The 19,874-nt window shown below is 66.3% G+C and carries 17 protein-coding genes; 6 read left to right on the forward strand and 11 right to left on the reverse strand.

Going from position 1 to position 19,874, the window contains the following annotated elements; all coding sequences use genetic code 11:
• Nucleotides 1-5: 5 nt before the first annotated feature.
• From AC1DWT_RS17070 to AC1DWT_RS17080, 3 genes are read right to left on the reverse strand one after another with little or no spacing between them, the layout of a single operon-like run.
• On the reverse strand, nt 6-1,538 hold the full coding sequence (locus tag AC1DWT_RS17070; RefSeq protein ID WP_072946843.1) for a 2-oxo acid dehydrogenase subunit E2: 1,533 nt from the start codon (nt 1,536-1,538) through the stop codon (nt 6-8).
• 2 nt (nt 1,539-1,540) lie between these two features.
• Entirely contained in the window at nt 1,541-2,572 is a 1,032-nt protein-coding gene (locus AC1DWT_RS17075) for an alpha-ketoacid dehydrogenase subunit beta (protein WP_072946842.1), read from the reverse strand.
• Between the two features lie 14 nt (nt 2,573-2,586).
• Nucleotides 2,587-3,552 carry a thiamine pyrophosphate-dependent dehydrogenase E1 component subunit alpha gene (locus AC1DWT_RS17080; RefSeq protein ID WP_477921495.1) on the reverse strand — a complete coding sequence of 322 codons (966 nt, stop codon included), beginning with the start codon at nt 3,550-3,552 and terminating at the stop codon, nt 2,587-2,589.
• 149 nt (nt 3,553-3,701) lie between these two features.
• On the opposite strand from AC1DWT_RS17080, the gene AC1DWT_RS17085 reads away from it, so the two are divergent.
• A complete protein-coding gene (locus tag AC1DWT_RS17085) occupies nt 3,702-3,989 on the forward strand; it encodes a nucleoside triphosphate pyrophosphohydrolase (RefSeq protein ID WP_095863523.1) in 288 nt (95 codons plus the stop codon).
• 184 nt (nt 3,990-4,173) lie between these two features.
• Nucleotides 4,174-4,701 (forward strand): ester cyclase, encoded by a 528-nt coding sequence (locus AC1DWT_RS17090; protein ID WP_095863524.1) that lies wholly within the window; start codon nt 4,174-4,176, stop codon nt 4,699-4,701.
• Nucleotides 4,702-4,849: 148 nt separating this feature from the next.
• Here the strand turns inward: AC1DWT_RS17090 and AC1DWT_RS17095 are convergent, their stop codons facing one another.
• The 5 genes from AC1DWT_RS17095 to AC1DWT_RS17115 form a co-directional block, all read right to left on the reverse strand.
• Complete coding sequence (locus AC1DWT_RS17095) at nt 4,850-5,464, reverse strand: hypothetical protein (protein WP_477921496.1); 615 nt, start codon at nt 5,462-5,464, stop codon at nt 4,850-4,852.
• Nucleotides 5,465-6,042: 578 nt separating this feature from the next.
• The gene (locus AC1DWT_RS17100) at nt 6,043-9,390 is read right to left on the reverse strand and encodes an Ig-like domain-containing protein (RefSeq protein ID WP_477921498.1); all 3,348 of its coding nucleotides are present in this window, start codon (nt 9,388-9,390) and stop codon (nt 6,043-6,045) included.
• 541 nt (nt 9,391-9,931) lie between these two features.
• Nucleotides 9,932-10,063 carry a hypothetical protein gene (locus AC1DWT_RS17105; protein WP_255315017.1) on the reverse strand — a complete coding sequence of 44 codons (132 nt, stop codon included), beginning with the start codon at nt 10,061-10,063 and terminating at the stop codon, nt 9,932-9,934.
• Nucleotides 10,064-10,250: 187 nt separating this feature from the next.
• Nucleotides 10,251-12,857 carry a protein kinase domain-containing protein gene (locus tag AC1DWT_RS17110; RefSeq protein WP_477921499.1) on the reverse strand — a complete coding sequence of 869 codons (2,607 nt, stop codon included), beginning with the start codon at nt 12,855-12,857 and terminating at the stop codon, nt 10,251-10,253.
• A 189-nt stretch (nt 12,858-13,046) separates the two neighbouring features.
• A complete protein-coding gene (locus AC1DWT_RS17115; RefSeq protein WP_477921501.1) occupies nt 13,047-13,823 on the reverse strand; it encodes a hemerythrin domain-containing protein in 777 nt (258 codons plus the stop codon).
• Between the two features lie 239 nt (nt 13,824-14,062).
• Between AC1DWT_RS17115 and AC1DWT_RS17120 the strand changes: the two genes are divergently transcribed.
• Entirely contained in the window at nt 14,063-14,707 is a 645-nt protein-coding gene (locus tag AC1DWT_RS17120) for a TetR/AcrR family transcriptional regulator (RefSeq protein WP_072946837.1), read from the forward strand.
• A 183-nt stretch (nt 14,708-14,890) separates the two neighbouring features.
• On the opposite strand, the gene AC1DWT_RS17125 is transcribed toward AC1DWT_RS17120, so the two are convergent.
• A complete protein-coding gene (locus AC1DWT_RS17125) occupies nt 14,891-16,276 on the reverse strand; it encodes an SLC13 family permease (protein WP_477921502.1) in 1,386 nt (461 codons plus the stop codon).
• Nucleotides 16,273-16,545: a hypothetical protein gene (locus AC1DWT_RS17130; RefSeq protein WP_143548918.1), complete on the reverse strand. Its 273-nt coding sequence runs from the start codon at nt 16,543-16,545 to the stop codon at nt 16,273-16,275. Before AC1DWT_RS17130 ends, AC1DWT_RS17125 begins: the two co-directional genes overlap by 4 nt.
• A 122-nt stretch (nt 16,546-16,667) precedes the next feature.
• Between AC1DWT_RS17130 and AC1DWT_RS17135 the strand changes: the two genes are divergently transcribed.
• The 3 genes from AC1DWT_RS17135 (at nt 16,668) to AC1DWT_RS17145 (ending at nt 18,906) form a co-directional block, all read left to right on the forward strand.
• On the forward strand, nt 16,668-16,793 hold the full coding sequence (locus AC1DWT_RS17135) for a hypothetical protein (protein WP_259375893.1): 126 nt from the start codon (nt 16,668-16,670) through the stop codon (nt 16,791-16,793).
• 179 nt (nt 16,794-16,972) lie between these two features.
• The gene (locus AC1DWT_RS17140; protein ID WP_477921504.1) at nt 16,973-18,082 is read left to right on the forward strand and encodes a PrpF domain-containing protein; all 1,110 of its coding nucleotides are present in this window, start codon (nt 16,973-16,975) and stop codon (nt 18,080-18,082) included.
• On the forward strand, nt 18,079-18,906 hold the full coding sequence (locus tag AC1DWT_RS17145; RefSeq protein ID WP_477921506.1) for an HpcH/HpaI aldolase/citrate lyase family protein: 828 nt from the start codon (nt 18,079-18,081) through the stop codon (nt 18,904-18,906). Before AC1DWT_RS17140 ends, AC1DWT_RS17145 begins: the two co-directional genes overlap by 4 nt.
• A gap of 26 nt (nt 18,907-18,932) precedes the next feature.
• Here the strand turns inward: AC1DWT_RS17145 and AC1DWT_RS17150 are convergent, their stop codons facing one another.
• Entirely contained in the window at nt 18,933-19,853 is a 921-nt protein-coding gene (locus tag AC1DWT_RS17150) for a LysR family transcriptional regulator (RefSeq protein ID WP_072946918.1), read from the reverse strand.
• Between the last annotated feature and the right edge of the window lie 21 nt (nt 19,854-19,874).

Raw genomic sequence — 19,874 nt, forward strand, 5'->3', positions numbered from 1 at the left:
ACTCCCTAGACCAGCATCAACGCGGGTGATTCGACGAAGCGCCGCAGTTCCTGCAGGAACGTCGCGCCGAGGGCGCCGTCGATCACGCGGTGGTCGCACGACAGCGTGACGGTGAGCATCGTACGGACCTCCATCCGACCGTCCACGACGATCGGTCGTTGCTGCCCCGCACCGACGGCGAGGATGGCGCCCTGCGGTGGGTTGATGATCGCGTCGAATTCGCGCACGCCGAACATACCGAGGTTCGAGATGGTGAACGTGCCGCCCTGGAACTGCTCCGGCGTCAACTTGCCGGTCTTGGCCCTGGTCACCAATGTGTGGACCTCACCGGAGATCTCGGCCAGGCTCTTGCTCTCCGCTCCGCGAACGATGGGCGTGATCAGGCCCGACGGCAAGGCGACGGCCACCGAGATGTCGGCGGCGGAGAATCTCAGCACCGATTGCGCCGCTTCGTCGAACTGGACGTTGACGTCCGGGACCTTGCGGAGCGCCGCAGCGCAGGCCTTGACCACGAAGTCGTTGACCGACAGCTTGACTGCCGGCACCGTTGCGTTGATCTCCGTGCGGAGTGCGAGGAGATTGTCGATCTCGAGGTCCGCGGTGAGCCGGAAGTGTGGGGCGTTGCGCTTCGATTCCTGCAGGCGCTGACCGATCGCCTTGCGCATCGAGTTGAACGGGATCGTCTCGAACTCGGGTATCGCGTGCGGGGTGGCCGCACCGCCGGCGGGCGTGGGTGTCGGTTCGGGAACCAGTCGGAACGTCCTTTCGGCTTCCCGGACGTCCGCCTCGCAGACGCGCCCCCGCGAACCGGTGGCCCGGCAGTCGTGCAGGTTGATGCCCAGAGATTTCGCCAGTCGACGTGCCACCGGCGTCGCATCGACCGCGCCGTCGTCCTCGGCGGAGCGTCCGGGCACACCTGAGCGAGTCGGCGACGGTGCCTCTGCGACGGTTCCGCCTGCCGAGCGAATCGCGTCGTGGACGTCAGCGACCGAGATCCGGCCGTCGCGGCCGGTCCCTGCCACCCGGCCCAGGTCGATCGACAGTTTCTCGGCCAACCGCAGGGAGTGCGGCGTTGCGAAGACGTCGACATTCGTCTGTCCCCGTAGCGAATCCGGGACGGCGGTGGTGCCGGATGGCCGCGCCGATTCCTGGGCCGCCGGAGCGGTCGGGGTAGTAGTCACGCGCGGCTCTGCGGGCGTGGGCTGCCCGCCCGGTGCCCGCTCCGGCTCGGGCGCGGGGACGTGATCCGCTCCGATTCCGGTCAGGAACTCCTCGATATCGGCATCGGAGACGGCCGCGTCCGCCGACACCGCCAGGACCGCACCCACCGGCAGCGTGGCACCCGGCTTGGCGACGATGCGCCGCAGTGCGCCGTCGAACGGCGCCTCCAACTCATTGGTGATCTTGCTGGTCTCGATCTCGCAGATCAGATCGCCTTTTGCGAAGGGCGATCCTTCGTCGATCAACCACGCGGTGACGGTGCCCTCGTCCATGGACAGGCCCCATTTGGGAACTTCGATCAGCTTGATGTCGCTCATGGTCAGGCAGTCACCACCTTGCGTACCGCGGCCTCGATGCGCGCCGCGTTGGGAAGCCATGCCTGTTCGAGCACGGGGGAGAACGGCACCGGGGTGTGCGGTGGGGTGACCAGTTCGATCGGTGCCTTCAGCGAACCGAACGCCTTGGTGGCGATCAGTGCGGCGACGTCGTGGCCGAATCCGCAACGCGCCGCGGACTCGTCGACGATCACAACCCGTCCGGTGGACGCGACGGATTCGAGGATGCCTTCCTCGTCGAGGGGCGAGACGGTCCGCGGGTCGACCACCTCGACGGAGATGCCCTCGGTGGCAAGTTTGTCGGCGGCCGTGTTGGCGGCGTTCACCATCGCCGAGAGCGCGATGATCGTGACGTCCGTACCTTCCCGGGTGTAGTTGGCGACCCCGAACGGGATCGTGTACGGCTCGTCGGGAACCTCGCCCTTCAGGTCGTACAGGGTCTTGTGCTCGCAGAACACCACCGGGTCGTCATCGCGAATGGACTGGATGAGAAGACCTTTGGCGTCATACGCGTTGGACGGGGCCACCACCTTGAGGCCCGGGACCGCGGCGAACACGTTGTACGGGGACTGCGAATGCTGCGCCGCCGCCGAGAATCCGGCACCGATCATGCCGCGCACCACGAGCGGGGTGCGGGCCTTGCCGCCGAACATGTAGCGAAACTTCGCCGCCTGGTTGTACAGGGCGTCGTAGCAGACTCCGAAGAAGTCCATGAACATCAGTTCGGCGACCGGACGCAGCCCGGTCAATGCGGCGCCGGCTGCCATGCCGATGATCGCGGACTCGGTGATCGGGGTGTCGATGACCCGGTCGGAACCGAATTCGGTCCACAGGCCCTTCGTCACACCCAGCACCCCACCGAACGCCTCGAGTTTTCCGGACTCGAGGTCCGGATTGGTACCCGCCTGACCGCCACGTAGGTCTTCACCGATCTGCACAACCGTCGCGTCGCGTTCCATCTCCTGGGCGAGCGCGGCCTTGATCGCTTCGCGGTACGTCGTCTTCGACGTTGTCATTTCTGTTCTCACTCTCAGTACGACACGTAGACGTCGGTCAGAAGGTTTGCCAACGGCGGATACTCGGCCTGCCGGGCCTTCGCCACAGCGTCGTCGACCCGGACCCGCGCGTCGGCGTCGACCGCGTCGAGCTCCTTCGCGGACACCTTCTTGCTGTCCGGGTGGTTGCGGAAGTTCAGCAGCGGGTCTTTCGTCTTGCGCAGTTCCGCGACCTGATCCGCGGTGCGGTACAGCTGCGCGTCACCTTCGAAGTGTCCGTGCCAGCGGTACGCGATCGCCTCGATCGACGTCGGCCCGCCTCCCATGCGCGCACGTTCGACGGCCTCACGGGTCGCCTCGTACACGGCGAAGAAGTCGGTTCCGTCGACGGTCACGGCAGGCATGCCGAACGAAGCCGCACGGGAAGCGATACTGGGTGCGCCGACGGCGTAGTCCCGGCCGGTGGCCTCGCCGAAACCGTTGTTCTCGGTGACGAAGACGATGGGAAGGTCGAGCACGACGGCCATGTTCATGGCTTCGAAGACCGTTCCCTGGTTGGAGCCGCCGTCGCCGGTGAACGAGGCGGCGACGCCGCCGTTGCGCAGTGTCTTCGCGCTGAGCGCCGCACCGATGGCGAGGGAGGGTGCCCCGCCGACGATGGCGTTCGCGCCGAGCATGCCCACCGACAGGTCGGCGATGTGCATCGAACCGCCCTTGCCGTGGCAGAGGCCGTCGTCCTTCCCGAAGATCTCCGCCATCATCCCGTGGAGGTCGCACCCCTTGGCGATGCAGTGCCCGTGACCGCGGTGGGTGGACCCGATGTAATCGCTGTCCTGCAGGTTCTCGCACACGCCGACGGCAATGGCTTCCTGACCGGAGTACAGGTGGATGAAGCCGGGAATGTCGCCGGTGGCGTTCTCCTCGTGAAGGCGGTCTTCGAACGCTCGGATCTCGGACATCTTCCGATACGCGCTCAGTAACGAATTCTTGTTCAGCGCCATTGCACTCCCTTGGTTTCTCCGTTGTCGCCGGCTACGTCGGGGCCGACCTCCGATCGCGATGCGGCGCCGGAACGGTTCGTGCCTCGTGTAACCCGGGTCATGAATGTAGGGAGATATGACGTGCGCACTAAAGGTTGCAGCGGATTGCAATGGGGCGGCTTCCGCGGCGAGGGGCCGGCCCGCGTGCGCCGGAATACCTGGCGGCCCTCCACACCAAGGTCGTGGAGGAGGCGAAAGAACTTCAGGACGCATCGCCGGACGAGCGGGTCGACGAACTCGCCGACCTTCTCGAAGTCACCACCGCCCTGATAGCGGCGCTGGGGATCACCGAGGCCGAAGTGAAACAAGCGGCCGACCGCAAACGCGCCACCCGCGGTGGCATCGAACGGAGAATCTGGCTCGAACACGTCGAACTCGGCGGCGCGTCCGACGCGTAGTCGGGGGGTATTTCCCCAAGCGAATCATCGATGACATCGCAAGCGGCGCGGAGGACAATGGGAACCGACCGGCCCCGGCAGCTGGAGTCGGCCGGGGTCGTGTTGTGTCAGAGTCTGTTCCGCAGGGGCCGAGGCTGCGTGCCAGCGTGCCAGCCTGCCTCGCGTCAACCTGCATGGAGTAGAGATGTCTGATCGCAGCCCGACCTCGACAACTTTTCCTCCCCCGAACGACGTCTCCAATGCGCTACTCGTCCGGTGGGCTTTCGAGCGGATCAACGCCAAGGACGTCGGCAGCCTGCGAAGTTTCTGGACCGCCGATTCCACCGTGCACTTCCCGACCGGGACATGTCGCGGGAGCGACGAGATCGCCGTCTACTTCGACCAGGTCTTCGCCGCCGTCTCCGACTTCGCCTTCGAGATCGTCGCGATGGCCGAGGCCGGCAACGACGTCCTCGTCCACTGGCGCCTGACCGGGCGGCACGTCGGCACCTTCGTCGGCGTCGCCGCCACTGGCCGGCGAATCGAATTCGAGGGATTCGACCATTTCGTCATCGCCGACGGAAAGGTCGTCACCAATACGGTGCGCTACGACCAAATGGAGTTCGCCCGCCAGATCAAGTTGCTACCGCCCGACGGTTCGATTGCGGATCGCGCGTTGAAGGCGGCCTTCAATGCCAAAACCCGTGTCGTCGGTATCGCTCGTCGTCGCTAGCTCGCGATCACGGATTGATCATCCGACGCAAGCTGTCGACGAACGGATAATCCCTGTTCGGGAACCGCGGTGGCCGAGACGAACTCGGTGCTCGCGGGGGATCTCGCAGTCGAACTCGATCCGGGCCTTCATCTGAATTCGTGTCAGATCAGGGCGCAAACTTCCCGACGGCGTCGAGGTTGGYGAACACCTCACCCGGCTGGACGAGGTTGGCGCCGGCGGTGTCGTTGAAAACCTGCGCGAAATATGGGGAGAAACGGAACGGCCAATATGTGGGTCCTATCCCGCCGCCGTGGGGCGTCATGAGCGTCGGCATCATTTCACCCACGTTGTAGGTGGCAACCATCCTCTCGCCCTGAGGAACTCCGTTGATCGTCACAGCTCCGTAGGCGCCGTCCATTCGCAGCCAGATATTCTCGACCGCAACAGAATTCCCAGTCTTGCTGATCAATCTCGGACCGCCGGGGTAGTACACGCCCTGGCATGCGTCGATGTAATTGGTGTGCGAGCCGATTGGCAGATAGAGACCGGTCTTCGCGGGCTTGGCCTCGAACGGCGTGATGCCTTCGACCGCGATCTCGTTGTCGTTCATCAGCGCAACGATTCGCGGGGGGAAATCGAAGTTGGCATATCCAAACGGCGTGAAGTACGGCATTCTCAGACACTCGGCCTGAGCAGTCGGCACGGGCGCGTGAAGAGATAGTCCCAGAACCAGAATGATCGCCCCGGCGATCCCTCCTACAAACGCACGCAAGATACGCATCTCTGCTCCAATCTTCGGGTTTGTATGGCGCGGCACCGGGCGGCAGGTAGCACCGAGAAGCGCTAGGAAGCGCCGAGAAGCCTCATGTAGTAGATTACGCGCCCAGCGCCTGACATTGAATCGCTATTTTTGCTGGGCTTGACCTTCTGTTGGGATTATCGCCACCGGGGCCTGAAGTTCGACTTCAACTTCAGCTTCCGCGCGAGGCGCCGTCAAGCGACCGGCACCCGTGTGGTCGACCGCCAACCGTCGCCGCCGAGGGTGCTCACAGTGCACGGTCGTGACGAAGTCCGGCTTGGTCGGATTCCGGCGGGTCGAGACCGCCCGGGGCCGAAAACCACGGCGATGGAACTTTTTCCGGTCGCCGTCGAGCGGGACGGCTCTGTGAACACATGCTCGACTTCCCCGTGCTGACATCGCGCATCCGGTGGCGTGCCAGAAGGCGTATTGGGGCGACGTGACCGGTCCCAAATCGACACCGCTCGTGTGAGTTTCGCGCGCGGTCATGCGCGGAGAATTGAGCATTTGTTCGGCGCCGGATCGTCTTCGGGCCATTCAGGCGTTCGGCCGCCGGGTGTTCACACGCTCTGGGCGGCGGGCGCGCCGATCGTCAGGCCGGAGACCGCGTACACCGCGCCGTCGCGGTAGTCGGTGACGTACAGCGTGTCGCCCGCGAGCAGCACGTTCCGGAGCGGACCGTAGGGCCCGGTGACCGCGCCGTCCTCGTCGGTGACGAAGGTTCCGACGACGGTGTTCGTGGCGGTGTCGATCACCGCGACGGTTCGTCCATCCCCGACGGTGACGAATGCCCGGCTGCCGTCGTGGCTCAGCGCCAGGTCCTGCGCGTCGCCGGTCAGTCGCACGTTCTCGAGCGTGGTGYCGTACGTGGCACTCGCCGGATCGATGTCGATCACGGAGACCAGTCCGTATCCGCCCGTCACGCGCCACAGCCGTCCGGTGTTGTCGACGATGAACTGTCCGTTGGAGAAGCCGCCGGAGGCGAGTTCCACGGTGCTGACGTGCTGGGTGACGTACAGCCGGTTCCCGTTCACGACGGTGAGGCTGTGCGAAACGTCGGTGAATTCGCTGCTCGTCCTGGTGTGGTCCCACGTGGGCCCGACCGTGATGGAGCCGACCGTGTTCAGGGACTCGGTGTCGATGACGCTGACAGTCGACCCGTTCGCGCCGAACAGGTAGCGGCCGTCCGCACTGACTTCCAGGCTGCCGTAGGAGCCGAGCGGCTGCGAAGCCACGACGGCGTTCGTGGCGGTATCGACCACCGACACCGTGCCGTCCTCACCGCTGGCGTAGAGGCGCGTCCCGTCGGGGCTGACGGCCAACTCCTGCGCCAGGGAATAGCCCTGAAAGTCGGGGGAGGTGGGCAGCCAGATCGTCTCGATGACGGTGCCGGTGGTCGTGTCGATCACCGAGATGGTGCCGGTATAGGGGCTGTTGACGTACACCCGGTCCACGTCCGGGGCTGCCGCGATATTCGACGAACTCCAGTCGACCGCGATCGGTGTCCCGACGGTCCCATCTGCGTCGATGACCCGCACGTAGCCGTCCTCGCTGACGACGTAGAGCCGGTCGTCGACGACGGCCGCGTCGGTCGGGTACCCCACCGTGATCTCCGTCGACTCGACGTCGAAGACGACCTGGAGAGGGGTCGGCGAAACGGAAACGGTGACAGGGATGTTCGTCACGGCGTGGCCGTCTGTGAGGGCGATGGTGAAGTGGTCGGCGTCTTCAATCGGTGTTTGCAGGGCGAGGTCGCGGGCGGCGGCGGTCGGGGTGTAGGTGAAGGTCACGCCGTCGGAGAGGACCGACCCGGACCCGGGCGCGGTGTTCGTGAAGGTCACCGGGTCGCCGTCCGGGTCTCTGGGGTCGACGAGGGTGACGACGACCGCGCCGTCGGACGCCCGAGGTGCGCCGGCCGTCCAGGTCGCTGTGGGCGCGGAGTTCACGTAGGTGAGCGTCAGGGCCCGGACCCGCCCGTCGGACGCGTCGGTGACGAGCATCCGGGAACCGTCGGCACTGAGCGCGATGGAGTGGTCGCCGGACTCGGCGGGCGAGTCGAGGGAGAGGGTGGACACGACGGTGTTGGTGCGCGTGTCGACGACGGTCAGTGTGTCCGGATTGGAGACGACATAGGCTGCGCTTCCGTCGGGGGTGACGCGCACGGCGGTCGGCTGGGAACCGACGGCGACGGTGGCGACGACGGTGTTGGTGGCGGTGTCGATCACCGAGACGGTGTTGTTGGCGCGGTTGGTGACGTACGCGCGGGTGCCGGCGGGGTTGACGGCGACGGCGGTGGGCGTGGTGCCGGTTCTGACGGTGGCGACGACGGTGTTGGTGGCGGTGTCGATCACCGAGAGGGTGTTGCTGCTGCGGTTGGTGACGTACGCGCGGGTGCCGGCGGGGTTGACGGCGACGGCGTTGGGCGTGGTGCCGGTCTTGACGGTGGCGACGACGGTGTTGGTGGCGGTGTTGATCACCGAGACGTTGCCGCTGCCGCTGTTGGTGACGTACGCGCGCGTGCCGGCGGGGTTGACGGCGACGGCGCTGGGTGTGGTGCCGGTCTTGACGGTGGCGACGACCGTGTTGGTAGACGTGTTGATCACCGAGACGTTGCCGCTGCCGCTGTTGGTGACATACACCCGGGTGCCGGCCGGGTTGGCCGCGACGCCGGTCGGCGACGTGCCGACGGTCACCGAGCCGACGACTGCGTTGTTTGCGTCGAGCACGGAGACGCTCTTCGAACCCTGGTTTGCCACATAAGTTTTGGTGCCGGCGAACACCGCACCCGATGGGTTGGACCCGACAGTGGTGGACTGCGCGAGCTGCATCCGTGCCGCCGACACCGGCACCTGCACGGTCACCGGGTTGCTGGACTGCCCGGAGGTCACGGTGACGGTGAACGAGTCGTAATCGGCGTCCGGGTTCAGCGCGGCCCGTTGGCGCTCTACCTGGGTGGGGGTGTAGGTGAAGCCGCCGGTCGTGTCGACGGTGACCGTGCCGCGGCTCGGCGGTGTGGTGACCGGGTACTGGAGTTGGGTTCCGGACGCGTTGATCGAGCCGAGCACCGTACCGGTGCTGCGGTCGGGGACACGGACATCGACGGTCGGCCCGGCAGTGGATGCAGAGAGTGCGGCGGTGGAGGTGGTGCTCGCGGCGGCGAACGATCCGATCGGCTCGCCGGTCGCGACGGAGGATGTTCGTGCTCCGGCGAACGATTCGATCGGCTCGCTGGTCGTGACGGGGGCGGCAGCCAGCGCCCGGCTCGCGTCGGTGATGACTGCCTTCTCCTGTCGACGGCACCACGCTGCGGCCAGCGCCCAGAACGTCGGCGACTCGATCGGTACCTGTGGGTCATTCGACAGGAACGGGCGTAGCCCGAGGGCGCCGAGCACCTTCGACACGACGCTGGATGCAACTTCTACCGCCGGGGCGGGGAGAGACGGTCCCGATGCCTGCGTCCCGATCTGCGGCGCATCGGCACGCGTGACGGGCACCGAGCGCGTCAGGGCTGCCGTCCCGTCGATCGCAGTGATCGCGGGAACCGTCGCCGGAACTGCGTCCGGAATCGCCGCCGACGCGGCCGGGACGGGTCCCCGCGCCGCCGGGTCCTCCACCAGGGCGGGCGGGTCGAGGGCCGCGCCGGATCCGTCCGTCACCGGTGCTGTCGACAGGTTCGGCACACTGGCGTCGCCCGCAGGTGCGCGGTCGTCACCCTGCGAGGATGTCGAGGACGCCGGCGAATCCGATCGCTCGGTGACTGCTCGTTCCGGAGGCCGGTCGGCCGGCGCTGTCGCGGCACCGGGCTCGTCTGCTGCCGTGCCCGAATCCGGCACGCCACCGCGGCTCACAGTTGACGAACTGCCGGGTGCCGTGGGGTCGGGTGCCGTGGCGGGGTCGGGAGTCGTCACGTCGGACCCGTTCACGTCGTTGTCCGAGGACGTGGATTCGGTGCCCGTAGTGGATTGGGTATCGGTGCCGGAGGTGGATTGTGAATCCGTGCTGGACGTGGATTGTGAATCCGTGCTGGACGTGGATTGTGAATCCGTGCTGGACGTGGATTGTGAATCCGTGTTCGAGTCGCCGGTCGTCGACGATCCGGATCTGTCGCTCGACGAGTCCGAGTCGGTACCCGATGTACCGGATGACGTCCGGTCCGACGAAGTCCTGTCCGTGGATCGGTCCGTGGAACGGTCAGTGGATCCCTGGTCGGACGATGTCCGGTCGGACGATGTCCGGTCGGACGAATCGGAACCGGACGACGTGGACGAGTCGCCGACGGACGGTGCTGCCACCGCCATGCCGGCTGGCGCTCCGACCGCAAGCCCGATGCCCACTGCCACCGCCAGCTCGCCGAGGTGCTGGAGGTGCTTGTCGTTATTCATGAGTTCCTCCTCCATGAGGACGCTTCGAACTGCCAGTCCGGACGCACCATCCCGGGGCTGGGCCGGCTCATCGCCCCGGAACTGACGTCTTGCCTGCGCGCATTCCGGCGCGACTCGTGATGAGAATGTCTCGTGGCGCGAAGTCGAGGTCGGCCATCGTGGTGCCCTTGTCCGTCATCGTTGCCTCGCTGTCAGGCAACTGGTTTGAGGCTAGTTCGTGCGTCGCCACCACCGCATCGGGCGTTCGCTGTATTCGGTGTCGCGCGAATCAGCCCCGATGGGCATTTCGACCCATTGGCGCGCTCGATCAGGCATCGGACATGGAGTGCCGTCCGGACAACAGGAAGTACCGGTCTGCTTCCGGCACGAACATGAATCGCGGCTGGTCAGTTCAGGCCGTGTTGGTATGCGTAGGCAGTCGCGGCGGCGCGTGAGGTGACGCCGATCTTGGCGAAGATGTTGCTCAAGTGCCGTGCGACGGTCTTCTTGCTCAGCGACAGGTGTTCTGCCACATCTTGATTAGTCATTCCGGACGCGACTAGTCGTAGCACCTCGACCTCTCGCGCGCTGAGACCGTCGGGGAGTTGTGCCGGTGGTGGCGCCGACCCGAGCAGTTCGTCGGTGCGCTGAAGATCCGGCATCGCACCGAGGCGGTCGAACACCGCACGACAGGCGTCCCATTCGAGTCGTGCAGTGTCCTCGTCGCCGATCGCGCCGCACGCGAGTCCGATCAGCCGGTGGCTGCGTGCGGCCTCGTAGGGCATGTCGAGGTCCGCCCAGATCTGCACGGCGCCGCGCAATTCGGGTAGAGCACCCGCTGGGTCGCCGTCGGCGAGGCGGACGGCACCGACAACCTGTTCTGCTGCGGCGCGGACGGCTGGCGGGGCGCCGTCCGCCAGGGCGGCAAGTTCCTCCGCGGTGGCGCGTGCGCGGTCGAGGTCGCCCGCAGAGATCGCGATCTCTGCTTGTGCGGGGAGCAGTTTCGCCCTCGCGAGGCGGTCCGAGGGATGTTCGACCAATGCACGGGCGAGACCGGCGGCGGCTGCGTCGGTGCGGCCCTGCGCGGCTCGCAGCAGTGCCATGCCGGGCTGCACATCCCAGCCGTAGGCGCCGGCGTGCCCGAACGCTTCCTCCGCTGCGGTGAGGTCACCGACCAACCGCCGGATCTCGCCGATCTGGTACCAGGCCTGGCCCGCATCCATGGCGACGGTTCCGTTCTGCTCCGCGCAGGCCTGCCGTGCTTCGTGTTCGGCGTCGGCCCAGGATCCGTGCAGGCGCAGGATCCGGGATCGGTGCATCCGGCACGAGCCGGAGACGGCCGTGGCACCGTGCTGGGTTCCCAGCCATTTCTCGAATGCGGATGTCCACGTGCTGGCGCGGCCGAAGTCCGACATGTATTCGGCGGTGTTGATCGAGCTGCAGTAGATCCACCAGGAGCTCACTGGTTTCACCTCGTGGCCGGCCACGGCGATCATGGCCTCGTCCAGTAGTGCGGTGCCTCCTGAGATGTCACCGAGCGCGACGAGGGCGCGACCTGCCTGGTGCAGGCCGACGTTGACCAGATCGGGATCGGTGAACTGTGTGCCGATTGTCGTTGCGCGGCGCGCCAGCTCGAGTGAACTGTCCGGGTTGCCGGTATGGAACGCACCCTCGGCCTGAGCTAGGGACAGATAGCCGTGCACCGCGCACTCCGGCTCCCGTTGCAGCAGCCGTTGTGCACGGGAGAGCCATCCCATGGCCGGGGATATGTCGCCGTGCAGCATCGACACCAGGTGGATTCGGATCGCGCACATGGCGGCGCCGGGGTCGTCACCGTTGTCCACCCGGTAGGTGTAGATCCGGCTCCGTGCCTCGACGCTGTGCTCGGGCCGGCCGGTGAGGTGGGCGGCCTCGGCGAGGGCCTCGAGATCGTCCGGATCCAAGGCCGCCGTTTCGTCTGCGCGGCTGAGCCGCGAATACGCCTCGTCCCACACCTGTGCTCGGTAGGCTGCTCGACCGCGCTCCAGGTCGTCGACCGCGCGACGGCACCGCGTGTCGCCCGAGGGCGTCGCCCGTCGAAGGAGCTCACCTGCGGGCGAAGGAGTAGCAGTTGTGCCGGGCACGATCATCTTGTCGACGTTGAGCCCGCACCCACGCTGAATCTCTTGGAGTTCGGCCCCGAACTCAGCGGCAGTGTCGGGACGATCGACGGGACTGGTGGCCATGGCCCGTTCGATGGCAGCGCACATCTTCGGCGGAATACCCGCCACACGAATGTCTGGAACCGGCTGCGTGGTGATTCTCAGGAACTGGGCAATCAACTGCTCGCCGCTCCGGCGTTCGAAAGCGGCGTGACCTGTGATTGCGCAGAACAACGTCGCGCCCAGTCCGTAGACGTCCGATGACGGTGTGGACGGCTCACCCTCGAGTAGCTCCGGGGCTGTGAATGCGGGCGAACCCGTGACCGTGCCGGTGGACGTCTCGAAGCCTCCGGCGATGCGCGCGATACCGAAGTCGGTCAACTGTGGTTCTTCGTAGTCGGTGAGTAGGATATTTGCGGGCTTGACGTCGCGGTGGAGTATCCCGTTCCGGTGCGCAGCCTCGAGTGCACCGGCCAGCTTGATCCCGAGGCCCATCGCATCACCCCACTCGAACGGGCCGGCCTGCTGGATTCTCTCCTCTACCGAACCGCCGGGGTGGTACTGCATCACGATGTAGGGTCGGCCGCTCCGGGTAGCCCCGACCTGATAGATGTCGACGATGTTCGGGTGGCCCGACAGTTTGCCCATCGCATGCTGTTCGCGGATAAACCTTTCGCGGTCGTCCGGATCTACGTCGGCGGTGAACACCTTGATCGCGACCGTGCGGTCCAGAGAAGGCTGCGGGCACCGATACACGATGCCGAAGCCACCCCGTCCGATCTCGATTGCATCTGTGAACCCGTCTGCAACCAAGTCGGCCGTGAACCCCGAAACGGGATCACGCTGGGTTGCCAGCGGGTCGTCCTCGGACATGGGTTATCTCAATTTCTCGACCTGGGGCATCAACGATGACGGAGGAACCACTTCGGTCTGCGCCGGTCACCGCAACAAGTCATACGAGCACCACCACGACAGGTCACCGCGCCCTCCTCGGATTTACAGACCGCATGGTTGTTTCATGTCAACCCTAAGTCCCGGCTCCATCGGTAGGTAGGCCCAGCTTCACATTGGCGCAGGTCCAATCTGTGGATACCGATCCGCCTGGTTCCGTCTCGTGGTGGGCTCGGCTGGTGGGATGCCCGCGTCCCTCACGGAGGCTTTCAGCGGCGGTACAGCAGCCGCCGGCCCGTCCTCCCACAATAGGGTGGCCTTACGGCGGTAGCTCCGGCCGAAGGTGTGCAGAAGTACGAAGCGTGGGACCGCAGGAATCACATGCAAGATCACGTCGCGGTCGTCGGGGCAAGCCCCATCGATGATCCACGGTCCCTCGGCGCCCAGCTCGGTGAAACTCTTTGGTTTGACGAAGTACTCGTTCTCGACGGCGAGGTACTCGGCGGTGGTGATGGTAGCGCCGACGACCGGCATCATCTCAAATTCTTCACGCTGCAGGTGCGGCAACAAGACGTCGTTGAGTCCAGCGATCGCATTGCGCAACCGTTCACGTGCGCACTCAGTGTGACGGTAGGCTCGTGCGGCCTCCTCGACGGTGGTGATGGCTGGGGCGATCCGCTGGTGGTCGGCATCCATCTGGTCGAGCAGGCCACTCGCAGACGGATTCCTGGCCCGGATCAGTGGCCAGAGTCCGGCGTCCTCGGCGGTGTGGTGCATGTGCAGGACGTGCATCATCCACACGACGTGCCCTGCGAGCGCTCGACGACGTCTGCCGTCCGGATACGGCGGAGACGCGAGCACCAATCGGGTTCGTTCCAGGTCACGGCGCAGAGCGCTGTGGACGATCCCCATGCTTCGTGTATCGGCGGGCTCATGCAGGTTTTCCATGTCCCTTTCCCTTCCCTCGTCCGCACCGCGCGATCACGTTGTACCGCATCGTTTTGCCGACCAACGACTTACGCGGTTTCGACAGGGCTGGACGCACTCTCTCGATTCGGCCGACAGGTATGTCGCATATCCGTCCCGATTCGGCCGCCTGCTGTGCACCCGGTTGCGACTGCGGTGCTGTGGCGTCAGCCCTGATACATTGGGTTCAATCAGGTTGTACTTAAATTATCGGAGCGGCGATGGTCGAAGTCAAGAGGCGCTACGACGTGTCCGGCAGGCAGGAGCGGGCGCGCGCGAGACGGCGTGCCGTGGTCGTGGCTGCGAAGGAGTTGTTCGAGCGCGACGGCTTCCGGGCCACGACACTCGCGGCGGTCGCCGATCGGGGCGGTGTCTCGGTGAAGGGCCTGTACAAGAGTTTCGGTAGCAAGGCGGCCCTGGCGAAGGCGGTGTTCGATTTCGTGATCGCCGGTGACGACGAGCCGGTGTCGGTCGCCGACCGCCCGGAGCAGCGGGCGATGCTCGAAGAGCCGGACGTGCGCCGCAAGATCGAGATGTTCATCCACGCAGTGGCGCGGCGGCAGCAACGGTCGGCCAAGGTGCAAATTCTCATTCGCGACGGACGGCACGTGGACGACTCGCTCATCCCGGTCTGGCGGCAACTGAGCGAGGAGGGATTGACTGCGATGACGATGATCGGAGGCCACCTCGCGGGGACAGGCCAACTTCGTGCCGGCATCGAACTCGACGAGGTACGCGACGTGCTGTGGAACTACCTCGCGATAGACACTTACGAGCGACTCGTCCTGGAACGGGGATGGACACTCGACCGATACTCGGACTGGATGACGCGAACGATCATCGCCGCCCTGTGCACGCAGGGGTAGGGAGTGCTCGGGAGCCGGTCAGTACCTGGACCCACCGGCGAGGATGTGGCTGAAGTGTGTACAGCACCATTCAGTCCGACAGGCCGGTGACCGGGGCTGCCGAGGTGGCCGCCGGCACGTGGGTGCTACGAGCGCGACCGCCACCTGGGATGAGGTGGCGGTCGCGGCCCTTGTCTGGCGTGCTCAGAACAGTGCAGGGGCGGCTACCAGGATGAACCAGCACAGTGCAGGTGCGACTGCGACGACGATGCCTGCGTTGAGGAGAAGCTGGCGGTAGAACGCGGGGCGTTCGATGTTCTGTGCGTTGGCGAGGACGAGGGCGCCGTTCGTGGAGAACGGGGACACGTCGACGACGGTCGCCGAGATCGCCAGCGCCGCGACGACTCCGACGACGGGGAGTGCGCCGGTCTGCAGCAGGGGCAGGGCGAGCGGGATGATCGCGGTGAGCAGTGCGGTCGAGGATGCGAACGCGGACGTGACGCCGATGACGTAGCACAGGACGAACGCGACCAGCAGTGGTGCGCCGACGGTGATGGCCATTTCGGCGAGGTGGTCGATGGTGCCCATTTCCTCCATGATCGAAATGTAGGTGACCATGCCGGCGACGAGTAGGACGGTGGACCAGCTGATGCCGGCGATGGCTTCGTTCTGCTTCGACAGATCGGTGAAGGCGAGGACCGCGCCGGCGGCGATGGCGACGAAGCTGATCGGCAGATGCAGCACCAGCACGAGTACGAGCACGGTGGCGATGAGGAACAGGGTGAGCTTCTGGACCCGGGTCACGGGGTGTGCGTCGGGCACGACGCTGGTCGCCGTCTGCCCGCGAGTGAGTACCTGCGTCCCGCCCGACGAGCCTGTACCGCCGGTGGTCGGCGTCCGATCCGGTGCCCCAACGGTGGTGGGACGCGGTGTACCGCTGCCGGTTTCGTTGCTGGTCCCGGTGGCGGTGTACTCGAGGTCGCGGACTCGGGCGAGGACCGAGTAGCCGACCACGGTCAGCACCGACAGCAGGAGGTTGATGCCGTAGCTGGCGAAGAACAGCGTCCAGGGTGCGATGGTCAGGCCGCTGGAGTTGACGATGTCGGTGACGAGGACACCGGAGACCGAGATCGGCGAGAACGCGCCGGCGTGGGCGCCGTTGATCGTCATGATGCCCATCACGAGCGGACTCATCCGGGTGCGCGCGGCGAAGGACATCGCCGCGGGCGAGATCAGCGCGACCGCTGCGGGGCTGAAGGTGCCCAGTGCCGTCAGCACGGAGGCGGAGAAGAAGAACACCCAGGGAACGATCACCGTCCGGCCGCCGACTGCGCGGATGCAGGCGTTGACGAGGAGGTCGATGGTGCCGTTCCTCTTGGCCATGCCGAAGAAGTAGGTGACGCCGATGATCGTCAGCACGATCGAACTCGGGAATGCGGCGAGGATTTCCTTGTCGTCGTAACCGAGGGCGAAGGCGCCGACGAGGAAGGCTCCGATGAAGCCCAGGATGCCGATGTTGATGGGGAAGATGGTGGCGATCACGAACATCGCGACCAAGGCGATCAGGGGGAGTATTTCGATGGAGGTCATGGTCGTTCTTTCGCTTGCTGTCCGGCAGGGTCGCCTGCCTGGTCGTCGGCTGTTCCGGTTGCGTGAACAATGGGGGCCTCGACGCGTCCGAGGGCACTGAATGGCGGTGCCAGGGGGTGCGTGTGCGGCGTCTCCCGACTTGTGACGGGGTCACGGTGCGGGGTCAGAACGGGCGCGGTGGAATCGACCAGTTCGGTGGACAGCTCCCAGGCCCGGTCCCGGTCGGCGGGAACGTCTTCGCTTGGGGGTAGCGGGCTCGTGGTTCGCATGTCACATCCTCTCGTCGATCATGTCCTACATCACGTTAGAGACGACAGATGTTCAGAACAATGTCACGTTTCTACCCGGGGGTTCAGTTCTGCTTAAGTCATGCCGACGGCTTCGTGCCCAGGTGATCGTCGTGCTGGTGGCGTCGCTGTGGGTCGTCGACCTCGACGAACGGTGGCGCCCGAGGTCACACCGCGCCGCCGGTGGGTGGGTGCGCCGTCCTACGAAGGCGCTCGACCCGGCAATGTAAGCCACTCTTAAGGGTCGTCCTCATATTCGAAATTGTGCTCCACCCAGGTGGGGCGCAGGGTTGATGGTGTCACCGCTGGAGATTCAGTTCCCTTACCCCGATCAGAGCCTTCGGCGGTGCCTCAGACTTCGTCACGAATGAAAGGCGGCCGGGCGGTGTTCACACTCCGTGGAACCTGGATGCGAGGGGGCACCAGCAAGTGCTGGCTCTTCAACGCGGTTGATGTCGACCCTCTGGTCGAGCAGGCGGGCGGGCTCGACGCCATACTCACCTCGGCCTTCGGGTCGGGTGATCCCCGTCAGCTCGACGGCGTGGGCGGTGGCAGCTCGACAACATCCAAGGCCGCGATCGTGCGCCGATCCGCCGAGCCGGGCATCGACGTCGAATACCTGTTCGCGCAGGTCGCGATCGGTGATCGCCGGGTCGAGTGGGGCAGCAACTGCGGAAACTGCGCCACCGGGATCGGGTTGTATGCGCTGCAGTCCGGACTCGTCGCGGTCGACAGTGCGACGACGATCGTGCGGATGCGCAACACCAACACCGGTGCGATCCTCACCGCCGAGATCGCCACCCCGGGCGGGGTGATCCCCACCGAGGGAGATGCCGCCGTGCCGGGGACCAGTGCGCTCGGCGTTCCGGTCGCCCTGACCTTCACCGGCCTGGCCTCCGGCACGGCGATCCTGCCCACCGGCTCGGCGTCCGATTCGATCACGCTCGGTGATTGCCGCTACCGGGGCACGATGGTGGCTGCCGGGGCACCGGCTGCGTTGTTCGACGCCGCCGATCTGGGCTTGAGCGGGGCGGAGGACAATTCGGTGATCGCCGACCACCTCTCCGTTCTCGTGGCCTTGCGGCGCGAATCGTCGCTGCGGATGGGACTGAGCAAGCCTGGTGACCCCATCTCGCATGCCATTCCGAAGGTCGGTGTGATCGGCCCACCGCGGGACTATCGCACCAGCGCGGGCATCGACATCGTCGGTGCGGACTACGACGTCTCGGTCCGCATGCTGTCGATGCTCGCCCCGCATCCGGCGATCGGCCTGACATCGGCCGTCGCCGTCGCCGCGGCCGCCACGGTGAAAGGGGGAGTGGTGGCCGACAACGCCCGGGTGCGGTGGCCCGGCTCGCTGCGACTGGGAACGGCCGCTGGTGTCCTCGACATCGACCTCACCACCTCCCCCGACGGGGTGATCGAGGCGGTCTCACTGCACCGCGCGGCACGGCGCATCGCGGCCGCCGAACTGTTCGTCGCCTCCCCGGCCGCCGTGCTGGCGGGATCTGCACGATGACCCGGCCACAGCACCTCGCGGGGATCGCGCGTTCGTGGCTGCTGGTGAACGGGACCCGTGTCGAGACCTTCGAGCAGGCCCGCCGATCTCCCGCGGACCAGATCGTCCTYGACATCGAGGACGCCGTGGACCCGAAACGGAAACCGCACGCCCGCGAGGGCGTCGCGACGTGGCTGGAGGAGCATTCGGCCTGGGTCCGGATCAACGATCACACCACCCCCTACTGGTCGGACGACGTCGACCGCCTCGCGGGACTTCCCGGACTGGCCGGGGTGATGCTCGCCAAGACCGAGGCGGCCGGCCACGTCACCGACACCTTCGATCGACTGGGCGGCACCGTTCCGGTCCTCGCCCTCGTCGAATCGGCCGTGGGCATCGAGGAAGCGCCCGCCATCGCCCGCGCCCGCGGCGCCTTCCGGCTCGCCTTCGGAAGCGGCGATTACCGCCGCGACACCGGCGCCAGCGCGGACGATCTCGCCATGGTCTATCCGCGATCGCGGCTCGTCGTCGCGAGCCGGGTCGGGGACCTTCCGGGACCGATCGACGGACCGACTGTCAGCAACAGCCACACCGTTCTGCGCGAGCAGTCCGCGGTCGCGGTATCTCTCGGTCTGACCGGCAAACTGTGCCTGGACACCGGGCAGCTGCCCGTGATCAACGAGGCCATCAGCCCGGCACCGTCCGACGTCATCTGGGCGCGCGAATTTCTCGCCGACTTCGATGCGCGCGGTCGGGTCATCCGGGACGGCAGCGACCTGCCGCGGCTCGGCAGGGCCGAGAAGATCGCACATCTCGCCGACGCATTCACCATCTGCCCCTCGTAGCCGGCGATCACCGTGCAGCCCTGCGCCTACGTGTCGGCGAAACCTTCCTCGAGGCGGCGCGCTGCCGCCATGCACAGTGTGATGGCCGCTTGAGCGGCCGGGCTCAGCCGACGCTCGGTCAGGTGTGCGACGAGGATCCGGCGCTGCGGCGAGCGGGTGGCGAGCGGGATGGACCGGACGTCGGGGCGGGGATTGAGGACGGCCAGCCGCGGCGCGATCGACACCCCCAACTCGACCCCCACCATGGCCTGAACCTCCCCGTAGTCGTGGGCGAGGAAACTTGTCCGGGGCGTGAATCCGCCTTGCTGACAGAGCCGTTCGAGTGTGTGGGCAACCGGGTGATCGTCGGCGCGCACCACCCACGACTCGTCGCGGAGTTCGGTGATCCTGATCGACTCCCGGTCGGCGAGGCGGTGTTTCTCCGACACCAGGAGCAGGGTCGGATCGTTCATCAGGTGGTGGTACGTCAGCAGTGGGTCGTCGATCCGGTTCCACTCGTAGTCCCACAACAGGGACAGCTCCGTCTCCCGGCGGCGAAGCGAATCGACGAGCTGGGCGAATCGTCCACTGAGGACGCGCAGGTCGATGCCGGGGTGGTGGGTCTTGAATTCCTTGATCACCAGTGGCAGCAGCGAGGATCCGGCCGTGGGGAAGGTTCCGATCGCCAGTTCTCCCGCACGTAGTCCCTGGATCTCCGCGAGTTCGGCGTCCGCGGCCTCGAGTTCGATGAGGATCCGTTCGGTGTGTTTGACGATGGAGCGGCCGGCGTCGGTGAGCATGATGCCGCGGGCGTGCCGTTCCAGCAGCGGTTGCCCGGCCTCCTTCTCGAGCTTGGCGATCTGCTGCGAGACCGCCGAAGTGGTGTACCCGAGCGCCGCCGCAGCCGCGGTGATGGAGCCGTGCTTCGCGACCTCGCACAGCGTGAACATCCGCGTCGTGTCGAGCACTTCGGCCACCTGCCTTTAGAA

This window comes from Rhodococcus sp. P4_B6, assembly GCF_056402215.1.

Bases quoted from the DNA above. Each gene is read 5' to 3' on its own strand.
- AC1DWT_RS17085 (WP_095863523.1), top strand. From the start codon at position 3,702: ATGGGGCGGCTTCCGCGGCGAGGGGCCGGCCCGCGTGCGCCGGAATAC.
- AC1DWT_RS17130 (WP_143548918.1), bottom strand. From the start codon at position 16,545: ATGCGAACCACGAGCCCGCTACCCCCAAGCGAAGACGTTCCCGCCGAC.
- AC1DWT_RS17115 (WP_477921501.1), bottom strand. From the start codon at position 13,823: ATGGAAAACCTGCATGAGCCCGCCGATACACGAAGCATGGGGATCGTC.
- AC1DWT_RS17110 (WP_477921499.1), bottom strand. From the start codon at position 12,857: ATGTCCGAGGACGACCCGCTGGCAACCCAGCGTGATCCCGTTTCGGGG.
- AC1DWT_RS17090 (WP_095863524.1), top strand. From the start codon at position 4,174: ATGTCTGATCGCAGCCCGACCTCGACAACTTTTCCTCCCCCGAACGAC.
- AC1DWT_RS17075 (WP_072946842.1), bottom strand. From the start codon at position 2,572: ATGACAACGTCGAAGACGACGTACCGCGAAGCGATCAAGGCCGCGCTC.
- AC1DWT_RS17070 (WP_072946843.1), bottom strand. From the start codon at position 1,538: ATGAGCGACATCAAGCTGATCGAAGTTCCCAAATGGGGCCTGTCCATG.
- AC1DWT_RS17080 (WP_477921495.1), bottom strand. From the start codon at position 3,552: ATGGCGCTGAACAAGAATTCGTTACTGAGCGCGTATCGGAAGATGTCC.
- AC1DWT_RS17140 (WP_477921504.1), top strand. From the start codon at position 16,973: ATGCGAGGGGGCACCAGCAAGTGCTGGCTCTTCAACGCGGTTGATGTC.
- AC1DWT_RS17125 (WP_477921502.1), bottom strand. From the start codon at position 16,276: ATGACCTCCATCGAAATACTCCCCCTGATCGCCTTGGTCGCGATGTTC.
- AC1DWT_RS17120 (WP_072946837.1), top strand. From the start codon at position 14,063: ATGGTCGAAGTCAAGAGGCGCTACGACGTGTCCGGCAGGCAGGAGCGG.